The organism is Paenibacillus puldeungensis (assembly GCF_042678945.1).
Classification (GTDB): domain Bacteria; phylum Bacillota; class Bacilli; order Paenibacillales; family Paenibacillaceae; genus Fontibacillus; species Fontibacillus puldeungensis.
Window position 1 is genome coordinate 63,802 of record NZ_JBHTLM010000015.1, and the last position, 18,848, is coordinate 82,649.

Sequence of the window (18,848 nt, forward strand, 5' to 3'; positions counted from 1 at the left end):
AGTTCTCATTTCATCACCTTACCTTGCTGCGCTGCCGTCCCAGGTCACCGAATCCACCGCGCAGGCCTTGCCGAGAAATCAACCAGTGGACGGCCTCCAAATGATCGCCAACGACTAGAGTGGTAAGCGGATCATGGCGTTTCCCATTTTCTCTGCGTCTTCCTCTAACCGGGTTAAGTTTCCCCACTGGAACGGTATGGATAGCCCGCACGTTTAAGCCAAGGAGGATTGCCTTGACTTGTGCCAGCGGAGGGACCTCCAGCGCCTCCAGACCAATCTGCTCCGCTGCCTGCCTGCTCAAGGCATGAGGGACCGCGGTTAACGATGCCCCCGTAAGGTCAGACCGCGAGAGCAGAGCGTTCAGCGCATGCTTTGCCAACACAACGGGATGCGTATCCTTGAGATTTACCGGCCCGGAATAACCATTCAGCGCCACGTCAACCCCGGATAATACTGATTCGACAAAAGGGCGAAGCTCACGGGCCGGGATGATCATATCAGCATCCATAAACAGCAGCACCGAACCACGGGCTGCCTCCGCGCCAACGCGTCTGCCTACGTCATGCCCGAGCGGCTCTGCCGTGCGAATGACACGCGCCCCGCATTTTTCGGCCACCTCTGCCGTTCCGTCGGTTGATCCGTTCGCCACAACGATTGTCTCGCTGCGGGGATGCACCTGTCCTGCTTCACGTAGAACGCCTCGCAGCGTAGCTTTTTCATTCATGGCCGGGATGATGATGGACACAACAGGAGCAGGATGATTGACTAAACGCGGTATCATCGGCTTACGCTGAATGGTCTTACGATTCAGCCGGCCGCGGGATTTGCGTTTTCTGAACACATCTCTACCTCCCAGATCGTGATATACCGGAGCATATACCACAATGTATGTGGCACCCGGGGGGTTGCAACGGCAAACGTACAGCCCTTCAGCGTTTTGGATAAACGCCTGGACAACGGTCCGAACTTCGTTCAGATCCCGGTCGCTAAAAAGGCAAAAACCGTCCGAAAAAAATTTCGGACGGTCCTTTATGGTGGAACCCCGTGCGTTACGCATGGGGAGAGAAGAAGTAATGATGCTCCTAAATGACCAATTTGCCCTTGAAGGGATTATCCCAAAACCTCTTCAGAAACTTACTTCTCTTGGCATCTATCACTAAATGTACTTAGTACATCTATTTTCAAGCAAATTCTGGTTTTTGGGACTTTAACTGTATTTCATACATTTAAAATGGGATAATTTGGGCTCGATGGGGTTACTATGCTCCGATTAGCTGCATTTTCTGCATTTAAACGCCTAAGGCTCCAGACAAGGCGAAATTTAACTGTACAAAATGCATTTAGTAATCGCTATTGATCCGCCCCACGGGACAATACATAGTTTTTCTGCATCAGCTCGGCCCATCGATCTGCCGTATGCTGCCAGCGAAACTGGCTGCGGGCAAGCTCCCTGCCGGCACGCCCCATCGCCTTTCGTGCCTCCTCATTTTGCAGCAGCGATATAACGCGGTCCGCCATGCTTTGGGTCAGCCCCTCCATAGGCAGGAGAAAACCGGAATATCCGTCTACAACGATTTCGGGGATACCGCCCGATTTAGCGGCCACCACGGGAACGGCTGAAGCCATGGCCTCCACATTTACCAGGCCGAACGCCTCCTCATCCCCGGAAGGAACAACCAGGCAGTCAGCTAAATTGTACCAATCCGCTACTTTGGGATAAGGGGTAAACGGTAGAAATACGACCTTTTCTTTAAAGGGCTCCGCCATCGTTTTTAACCGTTTAACATACTCCGTCTCCCGATCAATGCCATAAAAGGAACTGCCCACAATGACCAGCAGCGCATCCTGCTCCTCACGGAGTATGGCTGGCAGTGCCGCCAGCAGGTGATGAACTCCTTTGGATGGCAGCAGACGGCCAACAAATAAAATAATTTTCCGATTCTCCCAACCGAACTCTGCTAGACGGGCTTGCCGAAGGGATTCCCCAGCCGGTGTCCAGCGAGGGACAAAATCCTCGAGACTTACCCCCAAAGGATTAACCCAGATAGGTGTGCTCAAGCTTGGGAAACGATTCAATAGCTCACCCTTTAAAAACTCACTGTTAACAATAAGGCCGTCTACACTCTCCAGCATCTGCGGCATACAGGCTTTCTGATGGTTCTTAGAGGAGGATACAAAGGTGGTGGAATGAAGGGTGAGCAGTACGCGTGTAAGCGGAAGCCTGCTCTTGAGCTGATGGGCCAGCAGCGGGCGATTGTGCACATCTACCGTATCCGGTCGCCATTTACGAAGATGGCGCAATATCGATGCCAAATAGAGTCGTCCCCCAGGCAGACGATAGCAGGGAACACTGCCGATCCAGCTTTGAGAGGGCAGATGACCGTCAGCCAGGCCGAAAATGCGGATATGGAGCTGATCAGCCGCAAGAGGTACCATTTTCTCAATAACGCGTTCTACTGAACTGCTCCTCCCTGAAGGAATCACAAAGGAGCCTGGTGTAATTACCGCTACCTTCTCCCGTTCCATGTATAAAACTCCTCCCCAGTGCATTTTACTATCCTAAATATACGATATGCGCCCGTTAAATGTGACTGTACCCTTGAGCCGTGAAAACAGGCTGCTGCCGCAGAACAGTCGTCCACTCTTTTTCAGAGAGGTTACATAGATTGAAGGAAGAAGCACGGGGAGGAGGAAACACGTTGAGGGAGAACTATGTGGGAATACTTCTGAATTCCAGCATGTACCGGGGCATTCCCCAGCGAAAAACCGGTCAGGAGTCGATATCCAATTACGAGGACGCAGCGCGGGAGTATGGACTGATTCCCTGCTTTCTACGGCTTGGTGATATCGTTCCGAAACAGGAGGCCTGTACGGCGTATGTATGGGATGGAACAGATTACCGAAAGATGGTCATACCCGTACCATCCGTCATTCATAATCGGGCGCTGTATCCGGAAGCAGCGGCTCACCGAAAAATACACAGTCTTATTTCCCAGGGAATCACCGTATTCAACGTCAACAATCGATATGGAAAAGACGTCATTCACCGCTTGCTGTGGAATGTCCCTCAACTGCGCGGTTACCTTCCCGTAGCTGCTCCCGTTAAGCCGGGTACGCTGCGAGCGATGATGTCGCGTTACCCCGACCTGATTCTAAAGCCAATCCGAGGTTCCGTCGGACACGGAATTATGCGACTGCAATATACAGACAATTGCTGGGAGCTCACGTATGCTTCTACAGTGGAAAAAAAGAGCTGGACCACCGTTAAGCTTCGCCGCGGGGAACTCCCGATTTGGACCCGCCGCAGGCTGCAGCGTACACCATACCTTGTACAAGAGCGTATCCCCCTGGCGGAATACGAAACACGCCCCCTGGATCTGCGCGTCACGGTGCAGCGAGGCTTGCTCGGAGAATGGGGGGTGACCGGGCTGTTTGTCAAGGCTGCTCCGCAAGGGGGCTTTGTGTGCAATATCGCCAAGGGTGGAGATGCCCATCCTGCTGCAGATTTGCTGGCTAAGGTGCTGCCCGCCCATCAAGTTCCGGCTGTAATCACCCATGTTGAGGCGCTTGCTCTCGCCATTGCACGCCATTTAAGCTCCTGCCTGCCTCTGCTTGCCGACCTAGGCCTTGATATCGGCCTGACCGCCACAGGGCAGCCTTACTTCATTGAATGCAACGGGCGCGATCAACGTTACGGTTTTCGCAAAGCGGAGCTGACTGAAATATGGAGAAACACATATCGCCAGCCGATGGCCTTCGCACGCTACCTGTTGGAGCATCCTGCCACACAGCTATAGCCCGGAGATAGTAGCGGACAATTCTGCAAGCTGTAGCGAGCCGAAGCCACAAAAAAAGAATAACGATAAACAGGATAGAAAAGTGAATGCGATGGCAATTGCCGTCGCAACGCTACTCGCTTTTAGTATGAAGCGCTCTCTATCCCGTAGGTTCGTTATTCTCCTGCTTCTATTTGAGTTAATGATTCTATGAATTCGACTTTTAGCGGTCAGGGTCTACCGATATCTTACGTCGGAAATGCCAAAAACCGGGTAAACCTGTGCCAAAGCAAACGCAACTGCCATCGCTCCGGCGAGTACAAGCAGCACCAGCAGGTCCACGCGTGAATACCCGGAGCGGTAATAATATGTCCGCGGCCGCCGGCTGTCAAATTTCTTCGCCTCCATGGCGACGGCTACCCGATGGGCTCTGCGGATGCTTTGCGAGAGCAGCGGCACGGCGTAAAGCTTAGCCTGCTTGGCCCAGCCGCGGATCCCTCTTGGCGCCCGAATCCCGCGAATCCGCAGCGCGTTCCGCCGGATTTGCAGCTCCTCCCAAACCATTGGGAGCAGCCGAACGGACGCCATAAAGCTGTACGCATATTTAGGAGCCAGCTTCGCCTGCTGCATCAATGCATAGAACAGCATGACTGATGATGTAGTCAGCACAAAGAGCAGCCCTTCCGCGGCAAAGGTGACGGACTTCAGCCCGATGTGGATGCCGCGGAAAAAGCTTTCCTCCGATATGCGGATCAAGCCCCACGACCACCAAATGTGATCGCCTTTTCCAAACAAAATCATTGTTGAAGCCGACGAGATGAACACAAGCAGGAAAGGCAGCACGAGCAGTGCGACTTTCCAAAATTCGTATCCGCTGAGTAGAAACAGCAGCACCGTAAATATGATTGCTTGGTAAAACATAAAATCCAGCCGATGCGTAAACAAGGTGATCAGAAAAAGCACCAATAACAGCAGCAGCTTGCATGCCGGGTTGGCCCGGTGCAACCATGTCCGCTTGCGTGGAGTCAGCAGCGTATTCATTCACCGGTTCCTCCTTGAACAGGACGGGCTGCAAAGGAGGCTTCCGCCACTTGGGCTCTCCGCTCCGTCTGACTTAATGATATGAGCCGGCCCTCCTCGACTTCCCATCGTTGCGTAGCAATCCGATCTGCGATCCAATCCTCGTGCGTAACCATCACGATCGCAGTGCCCTGCCTCCGCAGCTCTTCACAGAGCTCCAAAATAGCAAAGGTGTTCACCGCATCCTGACCGAACGTCGGCTCGTCCAGCAACAGCAGAGGCCGCTTCCGGATCGCGGCGCTAGCTACGCTTAGCCGCCGCTTCTGACCGAGGGATAGCTGGTAAGGATGGCGTCCTTCACACCCTTGAAGTCCAAATTGTTGCAAGGTCTGATCGATCCGCTCCCGAAGTTCTCCATCAGACAAGCCCTCTTCTCGCAGAGAAAAGGCAATTTCCTCTTTGACCTGGTCGGCTATAAACTGAAATTCAGGATTTTGAAACACAAATCCGATTTCCTCGGCTGCCAGCTCCATCTGCCGTTTGCGGACACGTCGTGAAAGCTTTTCTCCCCCTTGCATGTGGACGCCCTGCAGAACGTATTCTCCATCCGAGGGGAGAAGTCCCATCAAGCTCAGCAGCAGCGAGCTTTTGCCCGCTCCGTTGGGACCGGTGATCGCGATAAAATCTCCAGGCCTAACCGACGCGTGATCGACCTGAATGACGGGCTTGCCTTGTCTTAATCCGCGAAAATGTGATAACTCCACAACCGGAGCGGCTGCCGCATGATCCATGCTACAACTGGCCCCGATCGGCTCTGACAATTGGCTTCCTACCGGTCCGGCAAAAAAGTTCTCCCACACGCCGGGATACCAGATGCCAAACTCCTGTAGCTCCCGATTATATTCCCTAAACACCGTCTCTGGCGTTCCCTGTCCGAGCAGGCGCCCATCCGGTCCAAACAAGGCGACCCGATCAACAAGTCCAAGTGCAAGGATCTCTTCAATGCGGTGCTCAACAATAATTAGCGTCCGCTGCTGTGCAATCCGGCTAATGGACTGCCATATGAGCCGGCGTCCCTCTGGATCGAGCAGCGCGGAGGGCTCGTCGAGAAGCAGCACCTCCGGGTCGCTGAGCAGCACCGAAGCGAGCGCAAGCCGCTGCTTCATCCCTTGAGACAAGGAATTGATCGGTACGTGCAGCTCATGGAGCCGAAGACCTACTTTTTCCAGTACCTCCATCATTCGACCGGTCATATCCGTTTGAGGCACCCCTAAGTTTTCAAGGGCAAAAGCAAGCTCCTCATCGACATAAGGCATGCAAAACTGGGTGTCGGGATCCTGAAACAGAAAACCCCAGGAGTCTGGAATCTGTTTCGCCAAACAGCGCATTGGAACCTCCACCAGGTCGGGAATTATGCCGGATAACACCTGCAGCAGCGTCGATTTTCCGCTTCCGCTCGGTCCAAGCAGGAGTACTTTTTCCCCGCGACGGACCTGAAAAGAAAGATCCTTAAAGACAAACTGCGGTTCACCGGGAAATTTAAGTCTCAGGTCTTGGACTTGCGCGGCACAGGCTTGCGCAGACTCTGTTAGCCCCGCATCCAACGCTTCGCCCTCGATCCCCTCTGATGTAATCTCTGATACAGAGGCTTTCTCCCGTTCACTTTTCAAGGCGGATCGCAGTGCAATATGCTCCTTCATCGATTAATCGTCCAAAGCTGCATAGTCTTTGGATTCCACCGGACGAAGCAAGGATGTAACCCCGGTCGCTTCCACGGCTTTAGCCAGCCCGTATGCCAGATAACCTGCGATCAGAGCCGAGCTTACGATGCGCATCGCGTATTTTGCGATCAGCAACCAGGTCTCGTAATCCTGAACATACCCGTAATAAATATCCGGAATTATGGAACCGATGACGGCGCCGATGCCGGCAAGAGCGGCAACCGAGCCGGAAAACTTACGATAACGGAAGGCGGCAAATATCAATTCAGCGCCTAGGCCCTGAAGCACGCTGTACATCACTAACTGAATGCCCCACTCGCTTCCGAACAAAATTTCCACATGCGCGGCGGCAACTTCCGCAATGAGAGCTACACCCGGCTTGCGAATCAGCAGGAATACGAGCGTCGGAGCGATAAACCACATGCCATAAACGATTTCATCCGCCTCTGGGAACAGCGGTGAAAACAAATTGTAGACCGAGCTCCAGAAATGATACACCACGCCAAGCACAACCGATACGAGGACCGTGACCAACAGATCGCTTAGCTTTAAGCCGCGTCTGCTTGATTTTTTTGCTATGTTCTCCATTTATAACTCTCCCCTTTCGCCAAAAGACCATGACGGATTTTCATCGCATCGCCTAAGAACGTAAAAAAACCGACTGAATAAGCTCAGTCGATTTAAAATTTAGGAAATGCGGGCATCAAAAAAATCCTGGGCATTTCTGTTCTCTACGCTGGCATTATCCAGATCAGATTAACGGTCCGCAGCGGAATATACTGCTATCTCAGCCTGATTCACTCAAGCCCCCGTATCCTTATGCGATTATCTTTACCATACACCAATCATTCCCAAGCGATCAAGCATTAGATTAAAATTTTTTAAAGAAAACGCATACATGTTGATTTCATCCTTATTCTATGTCAATATTAGCGGAAGTGGACGTAAGTAACGTAGTGAATCAAAGAAGTAGGAGGATGCGATTTGGCGGCAACTTGGATGAAATGGATGACGGAACTGTCCTCGCGCAAATGGTTATCCCAGCTGATGGGAAAGTTCTCTCATTCGGGAATGAGCCGATTACTGATTCCTTATTTTGCAAAATCATACGGTATTCCGCTGGACGAAGCGGAGAAAGAACTCCGGGAATACCGCACGCTTAATGAATTTTTTACCCGTAAATTGAAACCGGGCATGCGGCCGATTCATACCGAAAAAGGCAGCTTGGTCAGTCCGGTAGATGGACTGATTACTTTTTCAGGAGAGATCAAATCCGGTACGATTCTCGGCGTCAAAGGGCAGGATTATACCGTGAAAGACCTGCTAAACGGCTCCCCCCGGGTAGAAACATATAACCACGGTCATGCCTTTGTCATTTATTTGAGCCCGACCGATTATCACCGTATTCATGCACCTGTATCCGGAAAAAAACTCGAGAGCGAGCACATTAAGGGGAAGGTCTATCCCGTCAATGACTTCAGCATGCGAAATATGAGATCCGTGCTATGCCGAAATGAGCGGCTCATAACGTATATTTCCCATGAATTCGGCGAAATCGCCCTCGTAAAGGTAGGGGCAATGAACGTCAGCAGCATCTGCTATTCCGACAAAGCCGCAAACCACTGGGAGCAGGGCGACGATCTTGCATATTTTGAGTTTGGCTCAACCGTCGTGCTGCTGACGCAAAACGGTACGTTCCAGCCGCTGCCGGACCTTGAGGTCGGAAGTAAAGTGCGGATGGGCGAACTATTGGGACGGTTTAATGGTACGGACAAACAATAAAGCCAAAAAAGCGCGAGCTGCATCGGCCAATCAGGCCTGCTCTCGCGCTTTTCATATCTATGGATTAATCTATCGTGATCGAACCGATCGATGTCGATAAAGATACGAGCGGTCCGCCGCCGTTCACATCGCTCTTCCCTTTCTCGGCCCCGGTAATTTTGCCAAGCTCACTCTTCGTATTCAAGGTGCAGGCCAGCGTTTTGGATAAAGTCGTCCGAATGCTGCCGACATCGGCAACCGCTTCGAGACTGCTCTCGTCGCTCATAGCAGCAATCCCGAGCTCCAGGCTTCCGGTAGAGGCTTTTACCGAGGACTTGCCGCTGATTTGCGCCCCGCTGATCTTCACCGTGCCGACATCTGAGGCCACCTGATAGGCTCCCTTCAAATCGGTCAATTTGATATCCCCAACGTCGTTTGAAATATGGAACTCCGTAATATTTGCAGGCAGCTCAACTTGATAGTCGATGCTGAATTCCGAGAAGCCCCACTGCTTCTTGGCCCATTTCCACAAATCCATCTGCGCATCGTCCTTCGGACTCGTGGTGATTTTTACCTGATCTCCATTTACAATCGTCCGCACCGTGCTTTGCTCAAACACCTTCTCCTGCTTTCCCTTGAACGATGGCCGATTAATCGACCAGATCGTCGCTTTCACCTTGATTTGATCGCCAGTCGTCGGCTTCACCTCAATGCTCCCTACCGCGTTGTCGAGAAAAACCGACTTGGCGCTGCCGGCGGATACCTCCGTCTTCAGCTCCTTGGACACGCCTTTATGGGCTAACTCTTCCTTCCATGTCGCGGCATCCTTGACCGCTTCACCAAAAGTATCCTTCGTTTTTCCGATTGCTTGTTCCACGTCGTTTTGCAATCCACCACACCCGGTCAACAAAATCAATGTGGCTGTCGTTATCCCGAGCCAAATCAATTTTAAACTTTTCATATTCAATCCTCCGTTTTCCTCCACTCTCTTGTTTTATTCTAGCTCTTACCCCAAGAGGAAAAAACTGGCTGAGGTCCGGCGGTGTCCTGGACTTAAGTCGGGTCTTGTCACCAGGTTTATCTTGCGGTTGCACCAACAAAAAAAGCAGTAAACCCATACCATGGGCTACTGCTTGTCCAAGAACTAGCGGATTTCCGAAGGACTTTTCCCCGTATATTGCTTGAATTGGCGGCTGAAAAAGAAGATGTCCCGGTAACCGAGTGCATCCGCCACCTCCGTCACATTCATGCCGGCATGCAGCAGCAAATGCTGGGCCCGGTCAATCCGTGACTTAATAATATATGACTGAACCGACATGCCGATAATTTCTTTGAATTTAATCGAAAAATAGCGTGGAGACAGCCCTGCGCGGGCGGCCAAATCCTGTACCTTATGGGGGAGACCCGGGTGCTGGAGCACAAAATTGGCGACCTCGTGAATGACCTCTGTCAATTGATTGCTGACCTTTTTCTCGATGGGAATCTCGCGTTCCTCGCGCAGCAAGTGAATCAAAAGCTGCTTCAGGATGAGTCTGGCCTCCTCCTCGGCGGCGTAGGCCTTCACGAGAAACAGGCGGACATAGCGGGCAAGCATGTATTCAAAGTCCAACGTTTCTACGAGCTGCCGATAAGGTCGAGGCACCTCCGTTACCGGCTCGGCCACATCGAAATGAATATAGGTAAGAACGAGGGGACGCTGCGGATTATGCGTTGCACTCGTATAATCTCCGCGGCGAAATAGAAAACAGCTGCCTTTGCTGACCGGAATCGGCTGGTCGTTCAGGACCACTGTGCCTTCACCGCTCCACACGTAGAACAGGTCGTAATTGTCCAGCGGCTTCTCGCGTTTATGCCACTTCCAACCTGGTTCACAAACAATTTTGGCAAATGCCGGCTTCAATACGAATGAGGACGGCGAAACGTGAAGCATGTCCTTCCCTCCCAAAAATTATTCTTAACCATGAATAACCTGCCTATATTATACCCTTAAACACGGGTCACTTGAATATCTTTCCACGCCTCTTTCAAGCGGGAAATTCCTTCGTAAAGCGCATTTTTGTCCAAATGGGCAAAGCCGAAGCAAGCTGCCGGCGGTCCCGGGGTCTGGCGGTAAATCTCCGCATTGCGAAATACGACACCACGAGCGTAAGCGGCCTCACGAAAAGCTTGAAATTCCTCTGGTGAACGCCGCCATAGCGCATAAACCAATAGTCCGCTATCTGCAGGCCGCAGCTCGAAAAGATCGCCGATTTCCTGCTCCAAGCCTTGGCGGAGTGCGGCCTGCATAGCGCCGTAGTGGCGCCGCATTCGGCGCAAATGGCGTTCATAGCCGCCGGTGAGCATGAACCGGGCCAGCGCCTGCTGCTCTTGATGGGCCGGGGGAGCCGGCTCGTAAAGAGCCTTGGCCAGCGTCACCGGCCGGATCAAGCTGCGCGGCAGCACGGCATAGCCGACCCTTAAGGCGGCGAACATCGTCTTGGAGAACGAGCCGATGTAGACGACGCGCTCGTCGCGGTCCAGCGCCTTCAGCGGCTCCAGCGGCCGCCCGCTCCAGCGGAACTCGCTGTCATAATCGTCCTCGACGATGACAGCATTCCGCCGCGCGGCCCAGGCGAGCAGCTCCCGCCGTCGCGCCGGGGACAACACAACGCCGGTCGGGAACTGCCTGCCCGGCGTCACAAACAGCAGCCGCGCCACAAAGTCGCGCGGCACCATGCCTTCGCCGTCCAGCTGCGCCGGGACGGCCACGCCTCCGCAGGCGGACACCGCCCGGGTGATCCCGTAGTAACACGGGTCCTCCAGCACGGCCGGCTCGCCCTCCCCCAGCAGCAGCTGGGTCAGCAGCGTAATCGCCTGCATCGAGCCGTTGAACAGGCAGATTTGCTCCGCATCTGCCGAAATGCCGCGGCTGCGCCGCAAATGCGCGGCGATGGCGGCGCGCAGCTCGCGGTCGCCGGCCGGGTCTGCGGCGGCAGCGGCGTGCGCGCCGTGCTTGCTGCGCGCTACCCAGGCGAGCGCGCTTTTCCACTCGGCGGAGGGGAAGAGCGCCTCCCGCGGCCCACTGTCGCGGAAGGAGATGAGCGCTTCCGCCGCCGCAGGCGCTGGAGTGTTCGCAAGCCCCTCCGCCGCATCGCCACTCTGCTGCATTGCCGCCACCATTCTGGATCCCCATGGCGACAGTGTCATCTGGGCAGTGGCTGCAGCAGATTCCGGCGCCTTGCCAAGCACGCCGGTGACAAACGTTCCACTCCCAACTGTAGTCCGAACGTAGCCTTCGGCGAGCAGCATCTCGTAAGCCTGGGATACGCTGCCGCGGGAGAGCCCGTACATTTCCGCAAGCTCCCGGGTAGACGGAAGACGCGTCCCCTCCGGCAGCGTCCCATCGTGAATAGCCGAACGAAGCGCATGGAAGAGCGCCAAATATTTGTAGCGATATTTTTCGGTATACGAAGACAGCGGTACCGTAAAATCCGGCATATCGATTAGACTCCTTCGTGGCAAACATTAGGAATTAATATCATCGGTAACACTCGTCCAAAATTGGACCAATATATTTACTTTAAATTGGTTCTTTTTTATTGTCAATTTTACCTTTAAGCTGGTAGAAAAAAAGGAGGCTGGAGACTAGCATGAGAAGAAAAGAATTTAATGTTGAAGAGGAAACTGAAATCCGCGAGTTCCTTCAGGAAATGAGTATCGGTTTTCTCGGAACCGCCCAAGAGGATGGATGGAGCCGCGTGACCCCGCTGAATTTTGTCTATGACGGAAGCTTTATTTATTTTCACGGCAGCTTGGCCGGTGAGAAAATGAAGCAAATGGCGCAAAATAACAAGGTTAGCTTCACGGTAGCCAAGGAGTATGCCGTCATTCCTTCGCATTTTACGGATCCGCGGCTGGCGTGCCCGGCATCCTCCTTTTTTAAGTCCGTGATGGTTCGCGGACGAGTAGAGAAGGTTGACGATCTTGATGAGAAAGCACACGTCCTGGCCCTCCTGATGACCAAGCTGCAGCCTGAAGGCGGGTATGATCCCATCCTCGCGTCTGACCCGGCGTATGCGGGGCATCTAAAAGCAGTAGCGGTATGCCGGATTGTCCCGGAAACGATGACCGCCAAATTCAAATTCGGCCAAAACCTGAACGAAACCAAATTTAGCGGAGTGGTGGACGGTCTCCAGGTGCGAAACCGTGAGCTTGATCTGGACACAATTGATCAGATGAAGAAATATTGTCCTTTTCACCGGGAAAAATAGATGCTGATGGCGGCATTTGACCGTGACTCGCCAAGATCGAAATGATATAATGTTAGGCAGTTTAAACCGGCACTGTCCTAAATTATCAAACCGATTTGGAAGGATGAATGTGATGAACCCACTTGTAGAGCAGTTAAACGAGAACATTAAATCCGGTAATATCCACGTACACGAGATGCTATCGACGCTGGGAAAAGAAATTTATTTCCCGAAGGAAGGAATTTTGAGCCAGTCGGCTGAAGCTTCCGCCAATGCGAAGAAATACAATGCGACGATCGGCATCGCCACGGAGAACGGTGGACCTATGCATTTAGCCGCCATTCAGGAGTCGCTTTCCGCTTTTAGCCCAAAGGATTTGTATCCTTACGCCCCGCCGGCAGGTAAACCTGAACTGCGCACCGTTTGGCGTGAGAAAATGGTCAAGGAAAATCCGGCCCTCGAAGGAAAGAGCCTCAGCAATCCGATCGTGACTAACGCGCTCACTCACGGACTTAGTATTGTTGCCGACCTGTTCGTAAATGAAGGCGACGCTGTCATCTACCCGGACAAGAACTGGGAGAACTATGAGTTGACCTTCGGCATTCGCCGCCACGCCCACATCGTCAACTATCCGCTGTTCACCGAGGATATGACCTTTAACAGTGCCGGCCTTCGCGAAGCGCTCCTGGCCCAGAAGACACAAGGCAAAGCGATCGTTATTTTGAACTTCCCGAATAACCCAACCGGGTACACGCCTGGGGCCAAGGAAGGCGAAGAAATCGTCGCTGCAATTTTGGCGGCTGCAGAGGAAGGGATCAATGTCGTCGTTGTTACCGATGACGCCTATTTCGGATTGTTCTTTGAAGATTCGTTTAAGGAATCGCTGTTCGGCAAATTGGCCGGATTGCATCCACGTATTTTACCTGTGAAGGTCGACGGAGCTACCAAAGAAGAATACGTTTGGGGCTTCCGCGTCGGGTTCATCACGTTCGCATCGGAAAGCAAAGAGGTTCTTGCTGCGCTCGAGCAAAAAACGCTCGGCATCATCCGCGCTACGATTTCCAGCGGACCGCATCCTTCCCAGACGTTTGTGCTTCAAGCCCTTAAATCGCCTGATTTTGCCGCCCAAAAGGAAGAAAAATTCAAGGTGATGAAAGGCCGTGCGAACAAAGTGAAGGCACTGCTCGATAGCGGAAAATACGGTGATGTGTGGGAGTATTACCCGTTTAATTCCGGTTATTTCATGTGTCTTAAACTGAAGAACGTCCATGCTGATGAGCTGAGGCAGCATCTGATTCACCAATACGGCGTTGGAACAATCGCACTCGGGGAAACCGATTTGCGAATCGCGTTCTCCTGCATTGCCGAAGAGTATCTGGAGGACCTGTTTGACCTGATTTATCAAGGCGTACAGGATTTGCAGTCCAAATAATAGGCAAAGTAAACGCTCCTGATCAGCACAATAGCCCAAGCACGCCCCCCTTTCGTTTCATACAATACGGTGTACGATCGCACTACTGATGATGGAAAGGGGAATGACAATGAGTGGTGTTGAAGAAGTAAGAGGCGGATACGGCGGCATGTTCACAAGCACAGCCGTAATTCTCGTTCTCTTCATTCTGTTGGTCATCGTAAGCCGCATGGTTCTCTACTAATATTAGCGGTTTTCACAAAAAGGACCGTCTCCCTAATTATTGGGAAGACGGTCTTTTTTTTCGATTAATTATGTTCCCGTCGATGATTTAATCTTCCAGCTCGTCATCCTCCCGCCACTTGCGAGTCCAGGTTCCACGCATGGCTAGAGCCAGCAGCAGGCCGGCGGCCAAACTGCCGAACGTTAGCAGGGCCCCTCCGCCAGGAACAATCACCATCGGCAGCCAAAGCAAAAGAACAAGCGCAAACAGCAGGCGAGAGGTTAGACCCAGCGTAGCCGCTTTACGCGCCCCGGCCGGGATCGGATAGTACGAGGCTACCGGGGAATCGCGGTGAACATGTCTTAACGTAGCAAGCTGGATCCCGGTTAAGAAAATAAACAGCAAATACAGCACAACGCCGAGCCACGATTTGTCATTCCAGGAGATGATCAGCATGCCAAGCAGCGTCAACCGACATACGATGCCAAGCAGTTCGCTGCGGATAAGCGTTTTGACGAGCAAATAACGGTAAGCTGCTGCGGAGTTCCAGGGGATCTTGTTCCCTACCCCGGACAACCAGCGTCGACGGATTACCTTTTGTCCTTCCGCCGGAACCTCCACGAACCAGCCCAGCATAAGCTGTACACGCGCAGCCCCTGACTTTTCCGCTGCAATCAGGTTATCCCAAGGCACAACGTGCTTCATTGGAAACCTTAATATAAGTACATAATTTAGACTAACCAATAGGGTAAACAGAGCGCTTTCCCAAATCGGCTGCCAAACCCATGCTGCCAGCATCAAGAGGAGAAAGCACCAGCGAAGCATACGATATCCGGTTCTAGCCCGGGTCGTCGTCATTCGCAGCTCCTGCCATGCCCCGTAGGCGCTTAAGCCTTTGAGCAGCAGCAGGACTAGCAGCATAACCCACAGTGGATGGTGCACGCCTTCGCTGCGCAAATACAGCGGCCAAACTAACAGCAGCAAAATATACAGTCCAATAAGCTTATAGATAACGCCGCTGCGGAAGGCCGGAGATAAATACGCCTTCATCCGATTTTCCTGCGGGAGCAGAAAGATGACGTCCGCCTGCTGCACATAAGTTCGAAATCCCGAATACACAGTGAGCGGTCCTAAAATGATCAGTATGATCCAGCGGATCGGCAGGCCAGGGGGCAAATTCTGCAGAAACGAAGTGTACCAGGCGGAAAAAGCGATGATGAGCAGGAGCAGCAAGACGGCGACGCCACTCTGGAACACATAGGGCAAATACGGGAGCACCTTGCCCCAGAATTCCGCTTTACGCTTGCTCCGCAGCGCTCGCAATTCCATCAGTTATTCTCCATCCTTCACTAAAGCATAAAAAATATTTTCTAGCGTACCGCCTGGCATTTTGGCTTGCTCCCCAATTTCCGCCAAAGATCCCTGAGCGATGACCCTCCCCTGGTGAAGGACAATAAAGCGATCGCAATAGTTTTCAATCGTCGATAAAATGTGCGAACTTAACAAAATCGACGAACCGCTTCGCTTAATTTCAAGCATGAAGTCCAGCAACGAGCGAATTCCAAGCGGATCGAGCCCCAGAAACGGCTCATCAATAATGTAAAGCGGTGGCCGCGCGACAAAAGCGCACATGATCATAACCTTCTGCTTCATCCCTTTGGAAAGATGCATCGACAAGCTATCGGCCTTCTCCTCCATTCGGAACAGCTTCAGCAGCCTGTCCGCTCTTTCCTGGTAAGCCTCAGGCTCTACACCGTAAGCTCGGGCTGCGAACTCCAGGTGCTCACGAACGGTTAACTCCTCATACAGCAAAGGAGATTCCGGTACGAAAGCCAGGGAAGACTGATAGGCTTCCGGTTCTTCCCCCCGCGATTTCCCGTTGATCCATATGCCCCCTTGGTGGGGTAGCATCAGTCCTAAAATATGCTTCATGGTGGTGCTTTTCCCTGCACCATTAAGTCCAATCAGCCCGATCATTTCCCCCGGCTTTACCTCGAAGCTAATGTCATGAAGCACCGGTCTGCCTACGCTATATCCACCGGTCAACTCATCCACTTGCAATACTGGCATTTCGCTCAAATCAAACTCCTCCCAACAACGCGATGCATGGCGCTTCGCTCCTCGTCCCTAGCCTTCTCTTCAACCAAACGAACATTGGCAAAACAATACTTGTGGCATTTCGTCGTAAATTTAATGGGTCTTATGCTTTTGGAGGTTTATTTTTCAGCCATTTTGGCGCCCCTTTATTTTTGCGGTCCAGCAAGCGATCCTTCTTCCGTTCACCGGCAGGAGCCGACTTGCGCTGGCCTGCTGCTTCGGCGTGGCCGAATGAGGATGTTTTCCCCTGACGCGCAGAGGTCCGAGCACCATCCTGGCGGCTTGTCTTCTCCGCAGTCCCACGCTCTCCAGCAGAATGCGACTTTTCTGACTTGCCTGCACCTGCACCTGCACCTGCGCCCTGCAAACGACCCATAGCGGGTTTCGGCGATCGCTTATCTCCGTTTACACTCCGGCCTCCCCGTGCCATCTGAGCATCCTGTGGGCCTACAATCTGACCGCCTGACAGCATTTTTTGCTCGATTTGAATGCCCAGCTCACGAGAGAATTTACGCATAATGAACTCTTCCTGCCGCGAAATAATCGATATGGCAAGACCCTGGCGGCCCATCCGCCCAGTCCGGCCCACCCGGTGCACGTAATGCTCCGAATCGATAGGCGGATCAAGATTGATTACCAGCGTTAAGTCCTCAATATCAAGTCCGCGCGCAGCTACATCGCTGGCGACAAGTACCCGATGTTTACCTTCACGAAAGCGTCTTAACGTCAGACTGCGTGCTGATTTATCAGCATCCCCGTACAAGGCTCCGGCACTTAAACCGACGTAATTCATCTTTGCCTCCACTTCGGCAATCTGATCTGTATTGTTAATGAATACGATCGCTCTGGACGGATCGTAGTGACGGACAATTCGGCGAAGCATGTCGATTTTGTCACGCTCATCGCAGACGAAATAGAGATGTTCCAGGCTTTTCGAGGTTCGCTGCTCCGGATCAATCCCGATTTCCACCGGGTTGTTCATCTCCCTGGAAGCCAGCTCACGAATCTCTGAATTGATCGTCGCCGACAGGAACATCAACTGCCGCTCCCGCAGCGTCCCTCGCAAAATATGCTCTACATCAGCCGTCCCGCCTAACTGGAACATCTGGTCAACCTCGTCCACCACCACGGTCCGCAGTGTATGCAGCTTCAGCTTACGAAGGGCGAGAATTTCCCGAATTCGGCCCGGTGTACCTACGACGATATGGGGATGCTGCTTCAGCCGCTCCAGCTGCCGCTTTATCGCCGCCCCTCCTATCAAGGCTTGGGACACGATTCCGAGCGTCTCCCCGTATTTCTCTGTTTCACGTAAAATTTGCATCGCCAACTCCTGTGTCGGAGCGAGAATCAGACCTTGCAGCGTTTTTTCCTCGGGGGTAATGGATTGCAGCAATGGCAGCAGATAGGCCAGCGTCTTTCCAGTGCCCGTCTGAGACTGCGCAAGTATATCTCGTCCCTCGAGCGCCGGAGGTATACATTCAATTTGTACAGGCGACGGCTCGGTAATTCCATAATCCGCCAGCTTGGTGACCAGCAGCTCTCCGACCCCTAGGCCGGCAAACGTATTCATCGTCATCTATTTTCACCTTTATCCCTTAAAGTACGTACATTCCAATGTTATTATTTTCATTATATGCGATAAACAACGGTCACAACAAATAGGCCACAATGGAGGTTATCTCCTACGATCAGGATGGCAGCGCATCGTCCCTGCGAAGCATCTCCATAAATACCTCCATCGTCTTGGTATAAAACGGGGTCGAGGACGTAATCAATGAAAATGTCCGGGTGAACGGAAATCCGTCGATGCTCAACACTTTCAGCGTACCGAGCGATAATTCCTTTCTTATTGCCCAGTGGGACAGCAGGCTGATCCCAAGCCCCGCCTCAACCGATTCCTTGATGATTTGCGTGCTGCCGAATTCCATGGTTTTGTCGGGAGTAATCCCGTGTATCGCAAACATTTTATCCGTCGCTTCCCGGGTTCCGGACCCAGGCTCTCGAACGATCCATGTTTCGCCGTGCAAATCGGCCAAATTCGTCTTCTCGTCCTTGGCCAAACGGTGGCCCACACCTACAATGATGGACATCCGGTCACTAGCAATCGGCTCCATGCGTAGCTTGTCGTGCTTCATTCCACCCTCGACCACTCCGATATCCAGCTGTTTCCCCGCTACCCGCTCCTCAATTTCCTGAGTGTTTCCGATCGTAATCGTCGGCTTGACTCCGGGGTATTGCTTCATAACCTCGGAAATAATATGCGGGAGCACGTATTCTCCGTAGGTGTAGCTTGCTCCGATGGAAATATCACCACTTGCCGAATGCCTCAAATCATCGACCAAATACTGCATCCGGTCATATAGTCCCAAAATTTCTTTGGCGTGGTGGTACACAATTTCTCCGGCCTTATTCAGTCGAACATATTTATTGCTGCGCTCCAAAAGCTTTGTTCCCACCGCTCGCTCCAGCGATTGAATGTACTGACTGACCGCCGGTTGGGTCATATGTAAAAATTCCGCAGCACGCGTGAAGTTTTCCTTTTCGGCAACAGCTACAAAAACACGCATAACCGGATCCATCTCATACCCCTCCTATTCACTCAAGGTATAA

17 protein-coding genes are annotated in these 18,848 nt (G+C 52.5%); 5 read left to right on the forward strand and 12 right to left on the reverse strand.

The genetic code is table 11. The features are described from left to right. Positions 1–13: 13 nt before the first annotated feature. Positions 14–1,057 (reverse strand): glycosyltransferase family 2 protein, encoded by a 1,044-nt coding sequence (locus ACFQ3W_RS18640; protein ID WP_379320738.1) that lies wholly within the window; start codon positions 1,055–1,057, stop codon positions 14–16. 293 nt (positions 1,058–1,350) lie between these two features. Next, complete coding sequence (locus ACFQ3W_RS18645; RefSeq protein ID WP_379320739.1) at positions 1,351–2,526, reverse strand: glycosyltransferase family 4 protein; 1,176 nt, start codon at positions 2,524–2,526, stop codon at positions 1,351–1,353. Between the two features lie 173 nt (positions 2,527–2,699). Here ACFQ3W_RS18645 and ACFQ3W_RS18650 point away from each other — a divergent pair, with 173 nt between their 5' ends. Next, the gene (locus ACFQ3W_RS18650; protein ID WP_379320740.1) at positions 2,700–3,797 is read left to right on the forward strand and encodes a YheC/YheD family endospore coat-associated protein; all 1,098 of its coding nucleotides are present in this window, start codon (positions 2,700–2,702) and stop codon (positions 3,795–3,797) included. A 216-nt stretch (positions 3,798–4,013) separates the two neighbouring features. Here the strand turns inward: ACFQ3W_RS18650 and ACFQ3W_RS18655 are convergent, their stop codons facing one another. Genes ACFQ3W_RS18655 through ACFQ3W_RS18665 form a run of 3 tightly spaced genes read right to left on the reverse strand, consistent with a single transcriptional unit; the run spans position 4,014 to position 7,105 of the window. Then, a complete protein-coding gene (locus tag ACFQ3W_RS18655) occupies positions 4,014–4,817 on the reverse strand; it encodes an energy-coupling factor transporter transmembrane component T family protein (RefSeq protein WP_379320741.1) in 804 nt (267 codons plus the stop codon). Next, positions 4,814–6,496 (reverse strand): ABC transporter ATP-binding protein, encoded by a 1,683-nt coding sequence (locus ACFQ3W_RS18660; protein ID WP_379320742.1) that lies wholly within the window; start codon positions 6,494–6,496, stop codon positions 4,814–4,816. Before ACFQ3W_RS18660 ends, ACFQ3W_RS18655 begins: the two co-directional genes overlap by 4 nt. A gap of 3 nt (positions 6,497–6,499) precedes the next feature. Beyond that, positions 6,500–7,105: an ECF transporter S component gene (locus ACFQ3W_RS18665; protein WP_379320743.1), complete on the reverse strand. Its 606-nt coding sequence runs from the start codon at positions 7,103–7,105 to the stop codon at positions 6,500–6,502. 396 nt (positions 7,106–7,501) lie between these two features. Here ACFQ3W_RS18665 and asd point away from each other — a divergent pair, with 396 nt between their 5' ends. After that, complete coding sequence (gene asd, locus ACFQ3W_RS18670; RefSeq protein ID WP_379320744.1) at positions 7,502–8,299, forward strand: archaetidylserine decarboxylase; 798 nt, start codon at positions 7,502–7,504, stop codon at positions 8,297–8,299. 64 nt (positions 8,300–8,363) lie between these two features. On the opposite strand, the gene ACFQ3W_RS18675 is transcribed toward asd, so the two are convergent. The 3 genes from ACFQ3W_RS18675 to pdxR form a co-directional block, all read right to left on the reverse strand. Further along, positions 8,364–9,239 (reverse strand): hypothetical protein, encoded by an 876-nt coding sequence (locus ACFQ3W_RS18675; RefSeq protein WP_379320745.1) that lies wholly within the window; start codon positions 9,237–9,239, stop codon positions 8,364–8,366. Between the two features lie 183 nt (positions 9,240–9,422). Further along, entirely contained in the window at positions 9,423–10,208 is a 786-nt protein-coding gene (locus tag ACFQ3W_RS18680; protein ID WP_379320746.1) for a helix-turn-helix domain-containing protein, read from the reverse strand. A gap of 56 nt (positions 10,209–10,264) precedes the next feature. Then, positions 10,265–11,755 (reverse strand): MocR-like pyridoxine biosynthesis transcription factor PdxR, encoded by a 1,491-nt coding sequence (pdxR, locus tag ACFQ3W_RS18685; protein ID WP_379320747.1) that lies wholly within the window; start codon positions 11,753–11,755, stop codon positions 10,265–10,267. Between the two features lie 152 nt (positions 11,756–11,907). Between pdxR and ACFQ3W_RS18690 the strand changes: the two genes are divergently transcribed. The 3 genes from ACFQ3W_RS18690 to ACFQ3W_RS18700 all read left to right on the forward strand — a co-directional run bounded on the left by ACFQ3W_RS18690 (position 11,908) and on the right by ACFQ3W_RS18700 (position 14,162). Then, positions 11,908–12,528: a pyridoxamine 5'-phosphate oxidase family protein gene (locus tag ACFQ3W_RS18690; protein ID WP_379320748.1), complete on the forward strand. Its 621-nt coding sequence runs from the start codon at positions 11,908–11,910 to the stop codon at positions 12,526–12,528. A gap of 112 nt (positions 12,529–12,640) precedes the next feature. Beyond that, positions 12,641–13,939 (forward strand): aminotransferase class I/II-fold pyridoxal phosphate-dependent enzyme, encoded by a 1,299-nt coding sequence (locus tag ACFQ3W_RS18695; protein WP_379320749.1) that lies wholly within the window; start codon positions 12,641–12,643, stop codon positions 13,937–13,939. Between the two features lie 109 nt (positions 13,940–14,048). Next, a complete protein-coding gene (locus tag ACFQ3W_RS18700) occupies positions 14,049–14,162 on the forward strand; it encodes a sporulation protein YjcZ (RefSeq protein WP_379320750.1) in 114 nt (37 codons plus the stop codon). A gap of 87 nt (positions 14,163–14,249) precedes the next feature. Here the strand turns inward: ACFQ3W_RS18700 and ACFQ3W_RS18705 are convergent, their stop codons facing one another. From ACFQ3W_RS18705 to ACFQ3W_RS18720, 4 genes are all read right to left on the reverse strand, one after another. Beyond that, positions 14,250–15,470, reverse strand: a complete 1,221-nt coding sequence (locus ACFQ3W_RS18705) for an ABC transporter permease (protein WP_379320751.1) — start codon at positions 15,468–15,470, stop codon at positions 14,250–14,252. 3 nt (positions 15,471–15,473) lie between these two features. Beyond that, complete coding sequence (locus ACFQ3W_RS18710; protein ID WP_379320752.1) at positions 15,474–16,220, reverse strand: ABC transporter ATP-binding protein; 747 nt, start codon at positions 16,218–16,220, stop codon at positions 15,474–15,476. Positions 16,221–16,341: 121 nt separating this feature from the next. Next, positions 16,342–17,814, reverse strand: coding sequence for a DEAD/DEAH box helicase (locus ACFQ3W_RS18715; protein ID WP_379320753.1), 1,473 nt, complete (start codon positions 17,812–17,814; stop codon positions 16,342–16,344). Positions 17,815–17,926: 112 nt separating this feature from the next. Further along, entirely contained in the window at positions 17,927–18,817 is an 891-nt protein-coding gene (locus ACFQ3W_RS18720; RefSeq protein WP_379320754.1) for a LysR family transcriptional regulator, read from the reverse strand. Between the last annotated feature and the right edge of the window lie 31 nt (positions 18,818–18,848).